Genomic DNA, 15248 nt, shown 5'->3' on the forward strand with positions numbered 1-15248 from the left:
ACTGCATCAGCTCTCTCAATACCCCACCCAAGCATTTTCGGGCTCCTGAATCAAAGATCTAGGCACAGGCGTATCTGCATATTTTTGCGCTATTTCGAATGGGTCGACCTTTGAAGCGGATTCGTCGAATGAAAAATTTCCAACGATGTATCGGCTGAAGGTAGGTGACGCGTGGCCTTCATCAACCTGCCAAAACCCGTCATCATCGTCAACCAGGAAGGGCTCAGCCCTTCCCCATTTGAAATACAGGTCACGGTATTTATTTGATAAAGGCAGGAAATTTCACTCCCCTGGCTTTCAGCATGTCTATGACGGTGTTTTTCCAGCGTTGTGCTTCGGAGTCTGGTGGCACACGACGGATCTCCACACTTTCCGCCAGCTCGTTCAGGTCATAACTGTAGTTATGCTCCAACAACCAGGCGACCACTTCAAAACGCGCCCTCCCAGCGGCTGTGGTAGCCGCCGACTCTCCATATTCATCATGCTCATTGACATCTGCTCCGGCGGACACAATTAGTTTGACGTTTTGCAATCGCCCCTCCCCAGCGGCCCGATTCAAAGGTTTCATCCTCCTTCCGAGTCCTGTTCCCTTGGCGTCTCCTCCGTAACGAAGTATCAGTTCCAACAGCTCCAGGCTATCCCCACCAGAAACAAGGGCCATCGGCGAAAGGCCACCTAGCTTTTCAGTCGCCAGATTGGGATTTCCTCCAGCTTTCAATAACGCTTCGACACCTTTGGCATTGCGAGCGTTAAGCGCCCAGATGAGTGGCGTCGTTCCATCGTTTCCCACCCCATCCACATTGGCTCCTTGGGCGACCAGTCGTTCCACGTCGTTGGTACGACCGTCCGTTGCGGCGTTGATCAGAGCAACAACCTTGGCATCCTCGTAAACCTGAGACACCGTATTGCCTCCAAGATGCAAGGAACCTTGAGCGAGCTCCATATTCATGAAAAAAACCCACACTACTAATAGAACGCTTTTTGACTTCATCTTAGAGACAATCATCTTGTTGAACCGCCAAGCAAATATTCCAGTGATTGTAGTACAGAGCCGCTTTGTGTTGCTGCAATTGATTCAGTGGCATTAGCAGTTCCGAGCGAGACATTGGCTTCCCGTTTTGTACCGAGGGTAGCTCAATACGCACCCCAAGGTCTTCGGCGCATAGCTGAACCCAAAATTCGAAGCCGATTTATCAACTGATAATAACCGTCCTACTTCAATGCCAGATACGACGGTGGTACTTAGCAAAAGAGTTTAGCACTGCCGTTGTGGCGATTTTCCGTAACTTCCCGCCTCAGCCAGACTATAGCTGCTGTTGTCCCTATGCTGTTCGATCACATATCAGCACTCGCCAGAAGGAGCCCAGTTTGATTTCACTACAAGCCCTTGAGTGCCTCGATTTAGGTCGACTGACCTCCTCAGGGCGTGAATCGGATGTTAGTGTCGATCAGGTAGACAAGGGGGTGGAAAATCGGTAGCTTGCTGCTGCGTCCACTTTTTCCCACTAGCTCTAGGCACCGAGTTGCAGGAACGGAATCTGTGATATGTGCGAATGCGTGAACATGCCTGATCGAATGGATGGCAGCAAGGTGGAAGAGCTAAGTAACCTTGCCCCATTTATTGAGAAAGTAAACACCGACTTTAAGAAGTGGGAAACGGTATTTAAGTGCGGGTCCTGTGGTCAAAAATGGTTAGAGCGTTATGAATTACATGACCATGCGAATGTACCAATTGTGGAGAAACTCCCTTAATTTATAAGCGGCAAGGACTATCTAAGCCCGCTGATTCGCGTTGAAAAGCCCAGCCATTTCGCTGGTTTTTTGACTTTGAATTAGCTTGCGGAAAAAACAAATTCCAACTTCACCCTAGAGGGTTTGCCGCAATGTTTTTATTAAATAAGCACGAGCCCCCTCAAAACTATCGAACTCATTTTTACCTTCCATACTCCCGCGCTCAGAGAAATAGACTAGCCACTTTTCTTTATAAAGAATCATGCAAGTTCTTTCATCTCTTTCATGCCCTAGCGAATAATATGAATCAGGCAGCCCGAAATCCCTTAATTCTTGTGTGAGTAAAGTAAATCCAGAGTCATTTGTAGTCAAAGTATTTGCCATGGAATACCTCCTTAATATAAGGGCTATCACCTATTGTCAGGGTATAACGTGATCGACGGCCAACATTGATAGGTTTCCAAGCGAAATTGTGTATCACCACCACATATCACGTTTCTTGTCGTGATGGCGTGTCGGATTACGTTCCTTGTCGTCCTGTAAGTCCTTGTCTAGGTAAGAGGTGGTCGCGACAAACGCGACATCGCCCAGAGAAACACCGTAATGGTGACGGCAAGCCCTGCGGCCTTCTAGATTCGAAAGCAGCATCGGTGACGCTACCCATTTGCCATCACTGTGTCCACCGTCCGCTCCTGGCCGCTTGCTGCCTGTCGCGAAGGGTAGTTGACGCCCCAGAACTGCCGATCAGCACACGCACACAGCTATTGGTCAAAGCGAATACTTTTAGCCCCATGAATGCCAATGAGATGGGCCACCGCCGCGTGCCGATACTCGCGCAGGCGCTGGCTGTGTCGGTAGAAGATTTGATCGGTACAACACCGGCAGCGACCGCCAAAAAACGCGGGTCAGCGCCGAAGTTATAACAGCAGATGGAGCGCATCGCCAAGCTGCCGAAGACCAAACAGAAATTTGTAATCGATATGCTCGATGCCATGCTCGCGCAGCAAGGCTAAATGAAAGGGCAGAAATAAAAAGCCCAGCGCATGGCTGGGCTTTTTTAACAATAATCTTTATAAAACTGGGGGGCGCCCGTCATAAGAAATAATTTCAAGCGTACCGCCAAACTCCTTAAGCGACTCCAAATTGTCAATAATTTCATTCACCAAGTTTCTCCCTGATGTCGTGACGTAATAGCTGTCTATATTTTTTAAATCGCCACCAACGTTTAAACCCCAAGGAGGAAGCTGTAAGGGGTTTTCAATATCCCATATAACCTGATCCAGCTTTAGCTGAGAAAGCCCTTCTTTAATGGCTTGCATCTCTGCTAGAGCTAACCCTGCATCTTTCTGCCCTAACATCCCTTGGTACAAACCATTCATGATTAACGGGTATTTTTCGCCCCACTTTCCCGACTCTAATCTGTACGCAATGGTTGAGCAAAGAGAATGCAAAATCCCTCCCGGACCAATTTCAGTAATTACATTTTCCTGCTTCAAAGCGATTGTCAAAACAACTACCTCCAAACCGTAATATTTTGACCCTGTATTAGCCCTTTACTCCGCTGCTCAATTTTTGTCGATATGGAGCGCAAAGTGGATGTGCTTACATTTTGTCCTCGCGCATCAATTACAATTTTTTGGCACATGGCCAAATGGCAGGTTTTTAGCGCAGGATGCCATTCAGTATCGCAAGATCTATGCATCCGCGAAATGATCAACGAGCACAACATGGCGCTGACGCTAGCGGCCTACTCCATTTCTAAAGCAGCTCCCTACGCCCCCAACGAAATCCTACTCCTGAGCCTACGGCAGAGTCCTACGTGCGCGACAGCAGCGGCGATTGATGTTGGAAGGTCAGCTTTTGGCCGTTTGTTGCCTGTCACGAAGGGCAGCAGTCGACCCCAAGCGGACATCTGAATATCTGGCCGCTCGCGCAAGGGATAAGGCCGTAAGATGTGTGCTTCATTGCCGATAAGGAAATCGCCATGTCACCGAACAAGGCTTGCCCGGTCATCCTCTCCAGTATTCCTGGCACACACATCCTTCTGTTCCGCCATCCAATGGCAGGTGTACAACTGGTCAAAGGGACAATCGAGACAGGTGAAACTCCAGCTCAGACCGCTCTGCGTGAATTAAGCGAAGAATCAGGCATAGAAGCTGCCTCGGTTGTCAGCGATATGGGCTGCTGGGACGCCGCGCATCTCGACCAGATATGGTCATTTCAACTGTGTTACACGCAGGCACTTTTACCGGAGCAATGGACTCATCACACGCTCGATGACCATGGTCACACCTTCAGCTTTTTTTGGGCTCCGCTCGATGACTTGCCGTTTGCCGACTGTCATCCGGTCTTCCGTCGAGCATTACGGTACCTGACTGCCACACTGACAGCGCAAGGTTATGTATTGGCTCATGATCAAAGCACAAACATATCATCCGAAGCTCCGACTTGATGTTCGAAAGCGGCTTTCGAGCGCCTGCTTCTGGTCACTTTCTGCCTGTCGCCACCCGCAGCAACAGGTATCTGTCCAGGCACCTTTTAAGCACCGCCATATTGATACACCGTCGCACTCCAATACTGGCTGCCATTACGTTTTTGGCGAATCCATCCATCTGCCACCAGTTGTTTGGCGATCATTCGATTCATAAAGCCATGACCGAGCAGCAGAACCGGTCCTTCGCTGGCAAGGGACTGAAGTCGTCGAGCTGCCGTGCTGGCGCGCATCCTCGCAGTGCCGGCGGATTCGACTCTGCGTGAGTAACCGCACAACCATAAGACTCGAAGGATAAATGCCCATGTAAACGGCGATAGCCGTGGCAGTTTCCAGTGACCGTAAGGCAGTTGCGCTTCACAGAAAAGCGCGTCGACAAGGGCGGGTTTCAGGCCAAGAGCCTGGACGGAGGTCAGCGCACGAGGCGCGCTGCTTGAGACAATCACCGTGGCGGTTGCGGCGAGTTGCATGCTGGCATCCGGGACGGGTTGATCGGTTATTTCGGACTGGTTGTATTGCTCGATCCAGTCTTTCATATCGAGCGCTGACATTTTGTCGGTTGCGACCAGCTTTGGCTGGCCGTGACGCATCAGGATTATTTCCCTACTCACAGTATGTTTACGTCCTTGTTCAGGTATGCGGTCAATGTGGAAGAAGTGCGGTTCCGGGAACTTAAGGTTTGACTCTCGAACCAATCGTGATCGCGGTACCACGCCACCGTGTCGGTGATTGTCAGCTCTAGCGCCCGGAAACTCAGGCCAAGCTCTTGTTCAGTTTTGCTGTGGTGGAAGAAGGTGCGGTCCTTCTCCGCGACTATCGCCATAAATGGGGCATTACACCCACCCAAACAGGCGTTTACCACCAAACTTGAGGAATATTCCCCACTCCCCCTTCTCTGGCTTAAAACACTTTAGAAACAGATTGTTAATTAGATTGAATTTTTTCTTCGCCCTACAGTAATGGCTCATTAGTTGCACACCCCCTGGTACCCGTAACAGCTGTCGCCCCGGATTTGGAGACGACGGGGCATCACGCGTGGGGTGAAAAATGAAATGCACGACTCCATCTTGCGACTCCTTCGGCTTGCTGCGCAAATCAAGCCTGCATTGTGCGATGTTCCTTACCTTGGCCACGGCAGAAGCCGCGCCGCTGGATGATTTCGGCCCGCCACCACCGACGGACCCCTCGGCGTTTACCAATCCGCCGGCCGACCCCAAGGCTGCGCTGGATGCCATAGAGGCCATGCCACCCGCCAACACGGGCGCCTACGCCCTGCCCAACGGCGTGTTCGGCACCCGCACCACGCCAACGGTCGACAACGTGCTGCCGCCAAACTTGCAAACTTCCTTCAAAATCCCCACCAACGGCAAGCCCAGCCCGTTGTTCGGGGCCCAGCCGTACACTCAGCAACTGCTGCTGTTCGAAGAATTCGGCACGGAAAAACTCGACCCGACACTGCCGGCACCGCCCCTGACCTTCCCGGTTCCGATCGTCGGCCCGGCGCCCACGCAGGACCCGAACAACATCGCCCGCAGCGGCCCTTCGGCCGCGGCGCTGGAAGCCTTCATGCGCCAGCCGGGGCTGTACCCGTTTCCGTCGCAGTTTTCCAACGTGCTGGACCGCAACCCGTGGAAAGCGCAGATCGAAGCCTTCCTCAACCGCCATCCGGTGGGCTCGCCGGCCGAAGGTCGTCCGCCAGGAAAAGGCTGGTCGCACCAGCGCTGGAACGAGTTTTACCCTCAGGTCGCCTTCAAGACCGCTCAAGCAGGCGCCAAGCTCAACGGCGGCATGCGCGACCGCCGCCAGTTGCACAACTACGCCGTCGGTGAGTTCGGGCCGGGCGGGCTCTACAACCAGACCTCGGACAACCCGATCATAACGGGCACCACCAAAGGCATCGACACCCGCTTTCACCCCAACATGCCGATTCAGAACCACAAGGCGCTCTGGACTTTCGACGGCACCTTTCCGCCAAAACTGCTGATGGTGCGGTACGGCCAACCGGTGCTGATGCGCCACTACAACGCCCTGCCGATCGATCCGTCGGCCAACATGGGGTTCGGCCTGCACACCCTCAGCACCCATGAACACAACGGCCACTCCCCGGCCGAAAGCGACGGCTTTGCCAATGCGTTTTTCTTTCCGGGGCAGTACTACGACTATCGCTGGCCGATCCAGTTGGCCGGTTACGACAGCATCAACACCAGCGCTCAGGATCCGCGCGCGGCGTTCCCTTGCGCGCCGGGTGAAACCCTGTTCGTCAACGATGCCACGCCGGGCTTCAAGACCTGCGACAACGGCAGCATCAAGATCCGTGGCGACTGGCGCGAAACCATGAGCACCCACTGGTTCCATGACCACATGCTCGATTTCACCGCGCAGAACGTCTACAAGGGCAACGCGACGATGATGAACTACTACAGCGCCCTGGATCGTGGCAACGAAGCGTTTGTAGACGGCGTCAACCTGCGCCTGCCCAGCGGTTCGGCATTGCCCTGGGGCAACCGCGACTACGATGTGAACCTGACCGTGGCCGACAAGGCCTGGGATACCAATGGCCAGCTGTGGTTCAACCCGTTCAACACCGATGGTTTTCTCGGCGACCAGATCCTGGTCAACTGGCAGTACCAGCCGCGCCTGAACGTGCGGGCGCGCAGCTATCGTTTCCGCATCCTCAACGGCTCGGTGTCGCGCTTCTTCAGGATCGCGCTGGTGCGTGAAATCGTCGGCACCGGTGGCGAATTCCCCGGCCCGACAGGCTCCGGCCTGTCCTATACCCGCGTGCCGTTCCACTTGATCGCCAACGACGGCAACCTCATGGAACACGCGGTGCCGTTCGACGGCAGCATGGACCTGGACGCCGACGGCGATGTGCAGGACCACAACGCCATCCTGCCCAGCCAGGGCATCGCCGAGCGTTTCGACATCATCGTCAACTTCTCGAAACACGGAATCAGCACCGGCGACAAGCTGTACTTCGTCAACCTGATGGAGCACCACGATGGCAAGGGGCCGGAGGCTTTACCGCTGAGCCTGGCCGATGTCCTGTCCGGCAGGTACAAGGCGGTGCTCAAGCTGGGCAGCAAAGGGCTGGAATGGGAGAACGGCGACCCGGTGGTGGGCAAGTTCATGCAGATGGTGGTGCAGCCTTACGCCGGCCAGGACGTGAGCATGAACCCCGCCGACTTCGAACCCGCCAAGCCGGGCAAGCCGGTGGGTAAATCCATGATCCCGCTGACCCTCAACCGTGACGACCCGACGGTGCAGGCCAAGCTCAACGCCGCGCGGCATCGCGAGTTCACCTTCGGCCGCTCCGACGGTACCGACGAAGAACCCTGGACGATCAAGACCGACGGCGGTTTCGGCTTCCAGATGGACCCTCGAATCATCAGCGCCGCTCCGCAACTGGCCACCGGCCCGACCCCTGCCGGCTTCTCCGGCGACGGCACCCTGGAAGTATGGAAAATCAGGAACGGCGGCAACGGCTGGAGCCACCCGGTACACGTGCACTTCGAAGAAGGTATCGTCCTCAACCGTGACGGCAAGGCGCCGCCGGAATGGGAAAAATGGGCACGCAAAGACGTCTATCTCATCGGCGAAGGCATCGACAGCTCGCAGGACGTGGACATTGCGATCCGCTTCCGCGAGTTCGCCGGGACCTACCTGGAGCATTGCCACAACACTCAGCACGAGGACACCTCCATGCTGCTGCGTTGGGATGTCGAGCACCCCGGCCAGTTCCAGTTGATGCCAACCCCCCTGCCCGGCTGGGACGGCGTCACCTACGTCAATTCCGCGGCGCTGCCGACTTTCCGCACTGGCGATAGACGTGAAGAGGACGGCGATAACCAAAAACCGATTGCCAACCCCGACAGCGCCATCAGTAACACCGGCCAACCGGTGATCATCAACGTGCTGGCCAACGACACCGACCCTGACGGTAACGTGCCACTTAAAGTGGTAGGTCTGGAGCAACCGGACTCCGGCAAGGGCGTGGTCAGCACCGATGGCCTGCGTGTGACCTATACACCACCGGCCACGGTCCCCGCGCCGTTCACCGCGACCTTTTCCTATAGCGCCAGCGATGCCAGGAACGCGGAGTCGGAACCGGCGATGGTATCCGTGGCGGTCTCGGCAGCGATCAACGAGAGCCTGATCGTCACCAGCGCGACCGTCACCGCCCGCAGCAACAGCCGCTGGTATTGGGTCCTGTCCGGCACCACCTCCCGTGGCACGGGCAATACCATCACGGCGACGGCCACGACCACAACCGGTACGGTGAACCTTGGCGCCGCCGTCCTGACGCAGACACCGACAGGCGCGCGCTGGAACATAGCGGTGACGACCGCCGGCAGTGGCCCCTCGCCTAACCCGACGGCGACCATCAAGTCGGCCTTCGGCAAAACCGTGACAGTGCCGATAAAGGCGAACTGAGTACAACCAGGCATTGGCGATGAGGGCCTCCTTGAGGCCCTCTTGCTACAAGCAAAACGAATCTGCCTAGATTTTAAAGCGCGCCACCGTCTGGTGCAGTACTCCAGCCATCTGCGCCAGCTCCTGACCGGCTGCGTGGGTATGTCGGGCACCCAGTACGATCTGCTCGGACAAGTCACGAATGCCCACCAGGTTGCGGTCCACCTCACGCGCCACCAGGGCCTGCTCCTCCGTGGCACTGGCGATCAGCAGGTTGCGTTCATTGATCTGCGAGATCGACCGGGTGATCTCCTCCAGTGCCTCGCCGGAGCGTTGCGCGACTTCCAGGGTCGTCTGCACCAGGTGACCGCTGCTTTGCATTGCGGTCACCGCGTGCCCGGTATCGAGCCGAATATTGCCAATCATCTGCTCGATTTCCTGGGTCGACACATGAGTGCGATGGGCCAGCGCCCGCACCTCATCGGCGACTACCGCAAAACCACGCCCGGCATCACCGGCACGAGCCGCTTCAATCGCTGCGTTGAGGGCCAGCAAATTGGTTTGCTCGGCAATGCTGCGAATCACATCCAGTACCGCGCTAATGTCTTGTACACGTCCGGCCAATTGCTGAACACGTTCGGAGGTATCCATCATGCCGTCCGCCAGTGCACCTATCGAGGCCACCGTTTCCTGAACTTGCTCACGACCGCGTTGTGCCGTTTGCTCGGAAACCCGGGACGCCTCGCTGGTGCTGACGGCATTGCGTGCGACCTCGTCGACGGCCGCCGTCATCTGATTGACCGCCGCCGCAGCCTGTTCGATCTCCAGGCCCTGAAGTTGCAAACTGCTGCTGGTCTGACTGCTGACCGTGCTCAGCTCTTCGGACGAACTGGCCACCTGATCGACCGACACGGCGATGTGCCTGACCATCGCGTTCAAGCTTTGCTGCATCTGGTGCATGTTCATCATCACGCTACCGTCGGCATTTGCATTCACTGGCACTTGAATCGTCAGGTCGCCCTGCGCGATTTGACTCAAGACCCGCGCGGCATCATCGGGCTCGCCACCCAAGGGCCGGGTGACACTGCGCGTCACGATGACCGCCGCGGCGATGACCGAGGCCAGGCAGAATACAAGCAGCCCCAACATGTTCAGATACGCTTCTTCGTATAGCGCCTGCGCCGATCTTTCACGGTCGGCGAAGATCTGCCCTTGCAGCGCCATCAAGGCGTCCAGACTTTTATAAACCTGCTGTTCGGCAGGGACGACGTGCTGTTTCAACTGCGCCATCGCGGCATCAAAAGCGCCTTGCCGGATCAACACCTGCACCTGGGTGAATGCGTCGACGTAAGCCTCGCGGTTCTTTTTCAGGGCAGCATAGGCGGTCTTACCTTCCGGCAGATCGAACAGCGGCTCGAGGGTTTTCAGTGCCAGGCTGATACGCTTTTTGGTGGCATCGATGGCCTCTTGCACTTGCTGATTGTCTTTGTCGATCAGCAAGTCCCGGGTGTTCCTGGCGTTGTCCCGTACACCTGTGGCAATGACCATGATCGGATCGATTTTCGGCCAGTCCCGTTTGACGATCAGCATGGCCTGTTCCTTTAGCGTTGCCAGATCGTGCAACGCATACAACACCAAACCTGTCAGTACCAACGGCGCAATTGCAAAGCCGATGACGATACGTTGTGCCGTACTCAACCTGGCCATGTCATATGCTCCCTGATTAATTCCCGCCCGACGCCCGGCACATCTGAAAACTGCATGTACTCACAAGCCTTCGATCCACCCTGCCCCGGTCGCTTTAATGTCCGCGAATATAGTGTTCCAGTTGCCGGATCAGTTCGGCCTGCTCGACGATGGCTTCTTTAACCAGATCACCAATCGACAACAGGCCAATCAGTTGGTCGCCCTCCACCACCGGGAGATGGCGCAGGTGACTGTCGGTCATGACCGCCATGCAACGCTCAATACTCTGCTGACTGTCTGCTGTCACCACGGGCGCGCTCATGATGGCCCGGACCGGCGTACCGACCGAAGAGCGCCCCTGCAGAACGACCTTGCGCGCATAGTCGCGTTCGCTGATAACGCCGACCACCTGCCCCTCCTCCATGACAGGTAACGCCCCGACATTTTTTTCGGCCATCATCTTCAACGCTTCAAGCACCGTCTGGTCTGGCGCGATGCTATGCACCCGTCGGTTCTGCACGGCCTTGAGCTTGAGCAGTTGTGCGGCTGTTTTCATACGAGCCTCCGATACTGTTTGTCATTGATCATCGACTCCGCCGGAGCCAGGCATGAATCATTAATTGAATGAGCGTTCAGACCGCGTCGAAATCCGCGTGGTCAGGCCACCGCGACCTCCACCTGGCCTCCGTTGAGGCGCACAGGCCAGACCCGCAGGCGCTGCTGCGGATACTCCAGACAACTGCCGTCCTCAAGGCGGAAATGCTGTTTGTAGAGTGGCGAGGCAATCACCAGATCGCCCTTGATGCTGCCGATCAGCCCGCGACCGATGACATTCGCCCCGGATTGCGGGTCATGATTATCGATGGCGTAGAGGGTCTTGCCTTCGGCAGCCGGCAGGTAGAACAGCGCCACTTGTGCACCGTCCAGCCAGACGACGACGCCGGAGTTACTCACCAGATCATCCTGGCTGCACACCGCTTGCCAGGCATCGGGATTGACCAGGGAGGAACTGGAACAGGCTCGCTGGATATCGGACTGGCTCATCAGACAATCTCCTCAATGACAGGGATAAGGTGGAGTTCAGCGGCCATGATCGGCCGGCGCTGACCGCGTTCCTGGACAAAATGGATGTCCGGGTCCGGGCGTTGATCGTTGACGAAGGTGCGGAAGCGCTTGAGCTTTTCCGGGTCTTTAAGGGCATTGGCCCATTCGCACTCGTAGCGGTTGACCACCAGCTGCATCTGCGACTCGAGCTCCTCACCCAGCCCGAGGCTGTCGTTGATGATCACGTCCTTGAGGTAGTCGAGGCCACCTTCCAGGCTCTCGCGCCAGACCGAGGTACGCTGCAACTTGTCGGCGGTGCGGATGTAGAACATCAGGAAGCGGTCGATGTAACGAATCAGGGTCGCGTCATCGAGGTCGGTGGCAAACAGCTCGGCGTGGCGCGGGCGCATGCCGCCGTTACCGGCCACGTAGAGGTTCCAGCCTTTCTCGGTGGCGATTACGCCCACGTCCTTGCTCTGCGCCTCGGCACATTCACGGGTGCATCCGGAGACGGCGAACTTGAGCTTGTGCGGCGAGCGCAGGCCCTTGTAGCGGTCTTCGATGGTCAGGGCCATTTGTACGCTGTCCTGTACGCCATAACGGCACCAGGTACTGCCGACACAGGACTTCACCGTCCGGGTCGATTTGCCATAGGCGTGCCCGGTCTCAAAACCCGCTTCAATCAGCTCGGCCCAGATGTCCGGCAACTGATGCAACTGAGCGCCGAACAGATCGATGCGCTGCCCGCCGGTGATTTTGGTGTAGAGGTCGTATTTCTTCGCCACCACGCCAATCGCGATCAGCTTGTCGGCGGTGATCTCGCCACCGGGAATACGCGGCACCACCGAGTACGTACCGTTTTTCTGCATGTTGGCCATGAAGGTGTCGTTGGTGTCCTGCAACGGCACCAGCGACGTGTCCATGATCGGCTGGTTCCAGCACGAGGCGAGGATCGAGCCCACCGCCGGTTTGCAGACGTCGCAACCGGTGTGGCCACGGCCATGTTTGGCCAACAGTTCTTCGAAGGTGATCACTCCCTCTACCCGTACCAGCGCATAAAGCTCCTGACGGGTATAGGCGAAGTGTTCGCACAGGCTCTTGTCGACACTGACGCCGCGGGCAATCAGCTCATGCTCGAACACTTGCTTGAGCAGGCCGGCGCAACCGCCGCAACCGGTGCAAGCCTTGGTCTGCGACTTGAGCTGGCCCAGGTCCGTACAGCCGCCGTCGATGGCCGAACAAATGGAGCCCTTGGTGACGTTATGACATGAGCACACCGTGGCCGACTCGGGCAGCGCTCCCGGGCCCAGGGTCGGCGCGCCTTCGGAGGACGGCAGAATCAGGCTGGCCGGTTCCGACGGCAAGGCAATGGCGTTCTGCATGTATTGCAGCAGGGTGTCGTAATAGCTGTTGTCACCGACCAGCACTGCACCGAGGACGTGTTTGCCACTCGCATCCACCACCAGGCGGCGATAACTGGCGCTGGTTTCGTCGATGAATTGATAGCTGCGCGCGCCCGGGGTGTTGCCGTGGGCGTCGCCGATGGAGCCGACATCCACCCCCAGCAGCTTGAGCTTGGTCGACATGTCGGCACCGGTGAACGGCTCGGCGACTTCATTGCACAGACGGGCCGCGACGCTGCGCGCCATCTGGTAGCCCGGTGCGACCAGGCCGAACAGGCTGCCGTTCCATGAAGCGCATTCACCGATGGCGTAGATGTTCGGGTCGCAACTTAGGCACGTGTCGTCGATCACCACGCCACCGCGCGGACCGATCTCCAGCGCGCATCGACGAGCCAGCGCGTCTTGAGCGCGGATACCGGCGGAAAACACGATCAGGTCGGTTTCAAGGAATTCGTCATTGGCGAAATTCATGCGATAGCGGTACTGCTCGCCCGCACTGATCGATTGCGTGGCGCGGGACAGGTGTACACCGACGCCCAATCGTTCGATCTGCGCCTTGAGCGCCTGGCCACCGAGGTCATCCAGCTGTACCGGCATCAGGCGCGGCGCGAACTCCACCACGTGGGCTTCAAGGCCCAGGCTCTTCAACGCGTTCGCGGCTTCCAGCCCCAGCAAGCCACCGCCGACTACCACGCCGCGCCGGGCATTGGCCGCCGCAGCCCGAATGGCATCGAGGTCTTCCAGGGTGCGATAGACCAGGCGCGATTCACCTTCGGCGCCTTCGATTGGCGGAACGAACGGATAAGAACCGGTGGCCAGCACCAATTTGTCATACGAGACGCAACCTTGCGAGGTGACCACCTGGCGACGGGCGCGGTCGATTTCCAATACCGGCACACCCAAGTGCAGCGTAACGCCGGGCGTCTGGTAAAGCGACGCATCGGACAGCGCCAGCGACTCGGCATCACGACCGCAGAAGTACTCGGAAAGATGCACACGGTCATAGGCGCGCATCGGCTCCTCACTGAAGACGTGCAGCCGGTAATGGTCAAGCGCTCCACGCTCGATCAGCTGTTCGACACAATGATGTCCGACCATGCCATTACCGATCACGATCAGCGTTTGCATCTTGTTCAACGTGGCAACATTGGAATTCATAGAAAGCACCCAGCCCGAGCCAATCACGGTTTTAAAAGCAAAAAAAAACGCCTGAAACCTTTCGGTTCCAGGCGTCTTTGCCTGTTCTTTTGCGGTGTACAAACCAGGCATCTATGCCTGATCCACCGATGCTGCCCACGACCTGTCCGGCCAATCGATCGTCGTTGACCGAGGGGGCTGTCCACACGAATGCGTTCCAGGTGGACCTGAAGTCAGCCTTGCAGCCTTTGTGCCAGCCAGCGACACAGAGACTTCAACTATCTGGAAACACTGACTCTTGAGCCTGGGGGGATTGTCACGACGCTGGAGTTACCGCAGGCGATAGCGCTTTGCGGCGCTTCCGACTGGTGCACGTTGTTAGGCATGGCGCTTTATAAAAGTGCATGGACCGTTCGATTCCACAGCTCGTCAGCACTCAAGCCTGTTTCCGGTAATCCATGGATCGTTAAAGTCATTTGACCCAATAAATACCGGGGCAGCGGAAGGCCGGTGGTGGCCCAGGCAAATCGGGCGTCACCTGGCCTGATGCGACGGATAAATGCCGGCAAGCCGCGCTATCACGACCCCCACGTAAAAGACGCCTGAAAATTCTTCGACCATCACCAGTGAGCGGGCGTGGTTGGTCAACGGGATAACATCCCCGTAACCGGTGGTCGTGAGTGTCGTGAAGCTGAAATAGATCAGTTTGAAGAAAGTGCCGGGTTGTCTGAAATCGAAGTTGCCAGGGCCGAATGAGCCCGCGGCGGAAATCTCGACCAGGGCATAGATGAAGGACCAAACGAAGGCCAGCATGATGTAGCCCGCAAGCGCGCCATGAAGCTTGTCGGCTGTAATTGGCCCGCGCTTGAGAAGGTAGCGAAGCACTCCGCTGAACGAAACCGCAAGAGACGCCGCATAGGTGATCCCGGCAAGTTCAAGCGTCGCGACACTCTCGGTCCACAAGGCCGCCCATTGAAGACAAATCCCAAGCAACGCCAGGCACAGTTTGAGGATGAAGCCCCGCCGGGTCTGCCGGGTGGCGAAAGCACCCACGAGCAGCACGGCCGAAAACAGAATGCCGAGCAACATGCGAGCAATCAGCCCCTCCTCAAGAAAGGGAAACAGGAGGATCAACCCTAGCAAGAGCAACAACAGATAAGTGCAGGGCCCTAGCCCTATAACCATTTGAGCTAAATCCGCGTCGGATTCGGCTTTATCTTGAGAATTTGTCATATCTGGTTCCCGGAGGGCGAAAAAACTGATCTTGCTCAAGAATGGTTGGCAGTGAAATTCTAGTCGCGAATGCATGCGAGGCGGAAAACCATCGGCCAGAAGCAAAACTG

11 protein-coding genes and 1 pseudogene are annotated in these 15248 nt (G+C 57.0%); 2 read left to right on the forward strand and 10 right to left on the reverse strand.

Features of this window, described 5'->3' with window-relative positions; genetic code table 11:
• Positions 1 to 259: 259 nt before the first annotated feature.
• The 3 genes from KGA98_RS08155 to KGA98_RS08165 form a co-directional block, all read right to left on the reverse strand.
• Positions 260 to 1006 (reverse strand): ankyrin repeat domain-containing protein, encoded by a 747-nt coding sequence (locus KGA98_RS08155; RefSeq protein ID WP_223502009.1) that lies wholly within the window; start codon positions 1004 to 1006, stop codon positions 260 to 262.
• Between the two features lie 860 nt (positions 1007 to 1866).
• Positions 1867 to 2115: a hypothetical protein gene (locus tag KGA98_RS08160; protein WP_223502010.1), complete on the reverse strand. Its 249-nt coding sequence runs from the start codon at positions 2113 to 2115 to the stop codon at positions 1867 to 1869.
• 686 nt (positions 2116 to 2801) lie between these two features.
• A complete protein-coding gene (locus KGA98_RS08165; protein WP_223502011.1) occupies positions 2802 to 3239 on the reverse strand; it encodes an Imm70 family immunity protein in 438 nt (145 codons plus the stop codon).
• Positions 3240 to 3715: 476 nt separating this feature from the next.
• Between KGA98_RS08165 and KGA98_RS08170 the strand changes: the two genes are divergently transcribed.
• The gene (locus tag KGA98_RS08170; RefSeq protein WP_223502012.1) at positions 3716 to 4183 is read left to right on the forward strand and encodes an NUDIX hydrolase; all 468 of its coding nucleotides are present in this window, start codon (positions 3716 to 3718) and stop codon (positions 4181 to 4183) included.
• Between the two features lie 86 nt (positions 4184 to 4269).
• Here KGA98_RS08170 and KGA98_RS08175 read toward each other — a convergent pair whose 3' ends face one another.
• Together KGA98_RS08175 and KGA98_RS08180 are read right to left on the reverse strand one after the other, a co-directional pair.
• Entirely contained in the window at positions 4270 to 4812 is a 543-nt protein-coding gene (locus KGA98_RS08175; protein ID WP_159390145.1) for a histidine phosphatase family protein, read from the reverse strand.
• 17 nt (positions 4813 to 4829) lie between these two features.
• Positions 4830 to 5036: pseudogene (locus tag KGA98_RS08180) on the reverse strand (oxidoreductase); the annotation flags it as partial.
• A 299-nt stretch (positions 5037 to 5335) separates the two neighbouring features.
• On the opposite strand from KGA98_RS08180, the gene KGA98_RS08185 reads away from it, so the two are divergent.
• Positions 5336 to 8656 (forward strand): Ig-like domain-containing protein, encoded by a 3321-nt coding sequence (locus KGA98_RS08185; protein ID WP_223502013.1) that lies wholly within the window; start codon positions 5336 to 5338, stop codon positions 8654 to 8656.
• Between the two features lie 66 nt (positions 8657 to 8722).
• On the opposite strand, the gene KGA98_RS08190 is transcribed toward KGA98_RS08185, so the two are convergent.
• From KGA98_RS08190 to KGA98_RS08210, 5 genes are all read right to left on the reverse strand, one after another.
• Positions 8723 to 10342, reverse strand: a complete 1620-nt coding sequence (locus KGA98_RS08190) for a methyl-accepting chemotaxis protein (protein WP_223502014.1) — start codon at positions 10340 to 10342, stop codon at positions 8723 to 8725.
• A gap of 94 nt (positions 10343 to 10436) precedes the next feature.
• On the reverse strand, positions 10437 to 10877 hold the full coding sequence (locus tag KGA98_RS08195) for a CBS domain-containing protein (RefSeq protein WP_090456003.1): 441 nt from the start codon (positions 10875 to 10877) through the stop codon (positions 10437 to 10439).
• Positions 10878 to 10978: 101 nt separating this feature from the next.
• Entirely contained in the window at positions 10979 to 11365 is a 387-nt protein-coding gene (nirD, locus tag KGA98_RS08200; protein ID WP_223502015.1) for a nitrite reductase small subunit NirD, read from the reverse strand.
• Positions 11365 to 13926 (reverse strand): nitrite reductase large subunit NirB, encoded by a 2562-nt coding sequence (gene nirB, locus KGA98_RS08205; RefSeq protein ID WP_223502016.1) that lies wholly within the window; start codon positions 13924 to 13926, stop codon positions 11365 to 11367. The genes nirD and nirB overlap by 1 nt, the downstream gene beginning before the upstream one ends.
• Positions 13927 to 14439: 513 nt before the next feature.
• Complete coding sequence (locus KGA98_RS08210) at positions 14440 to 15138, reverse strand: potassium channel family protein (RefSeq protein WP_154861907.1); 699 nt, start codon at positions 15136 to 15138, stop codon at positions 14440 to 14442.
• Between the last annotated feature and the right edge of the window lie 110 nt (positions 15139 to 15248).

This window comes from Pseudomonas sp. BF-R-24 (assembly GCF_019947335.1).
Classification (GTDB): domain Bacteria; phylum Pseudomonadota; class Gammaproteobacteria; order Pseudomonadales; family Pseudomonadaceae; genus Aquipseudomonas; species Aquipseudomonas jessenii.

Excerpts from the sequence above, each read along its gene's own strand:
- KGA98_RS08155 (WP_223502009.1), bottom strand. The coding sequence starts at position 1,006 with ATGATTGTCTCTAAGATGAAGTCAAAAAGCGTTCTATTAGTAGTGTGG.
- KGA98_RS08160 (WP_223502010.1), bottom strand. The coding sequence starts at position 2,115 with ATGGCAAATACTTTGACTACAAATGACTCTGGATTTACTTTACTCACA.
- KGA98_RS08170 (WP_223502012.1), top strand. The coding sequence starts at position 3,716 with ATGTCACCGAACAAGGCTTGCCCGGTCATCCTCTCCAGTATTCCTGGC.
- KGA98_RS08175 (WP_159390145.1), bottom strand. The coding sequence starts at position 4,812 with ATGCGTCACGGCCAGCCAAAGCTGGTCGCAACCGACAAAATGTCAGCG.
- KGA98_RS08185 (WP_223502013.1), top strand. The coding sequence starts at position 5,336 with ATGTTCCTTACCTTGGCCACGGCAGAAGCCGCGCCGCTGGATGATTTC.
- KGA98_RS08190 (WP_223502014.1), bottom strand. The coding sequence starts at position 10,342 with ATGGCCAGGTTGAGTACGGCACAACGTATCGTCATCGGCTTTGCAATT.
- KGA98_RS08195 (WP_090456003.1), bottom strand. The coding sequence starts at position 10,877 with ATGAAAACAGCCGCACAACTGCTCAAGCTCAAGGCCGTGCAGAACCGA.
- nirD (WP_223502015.1), bottom strand. The coding sequence starts at position 11,365 with ATGAGCCAGTCCGATATCCAGCGAGCCTGTTCCAGTTCCTCCCTGGTC.
- nirB (WP_223502016.1), bottom strand. The coding sequence starts at position 13,926 with ATGAATTCCAATGTTGCCACGTTGAACAAGATGCAAACGCTGATCGTG.
- KGA98_RS08210 (WP_154861907.1), bottom strand. The coding sequence starts at position 15,138 with ATGACAAATTCTCAAGATAAAGCCGAATCCGACGCGGATTTAGCTCAA.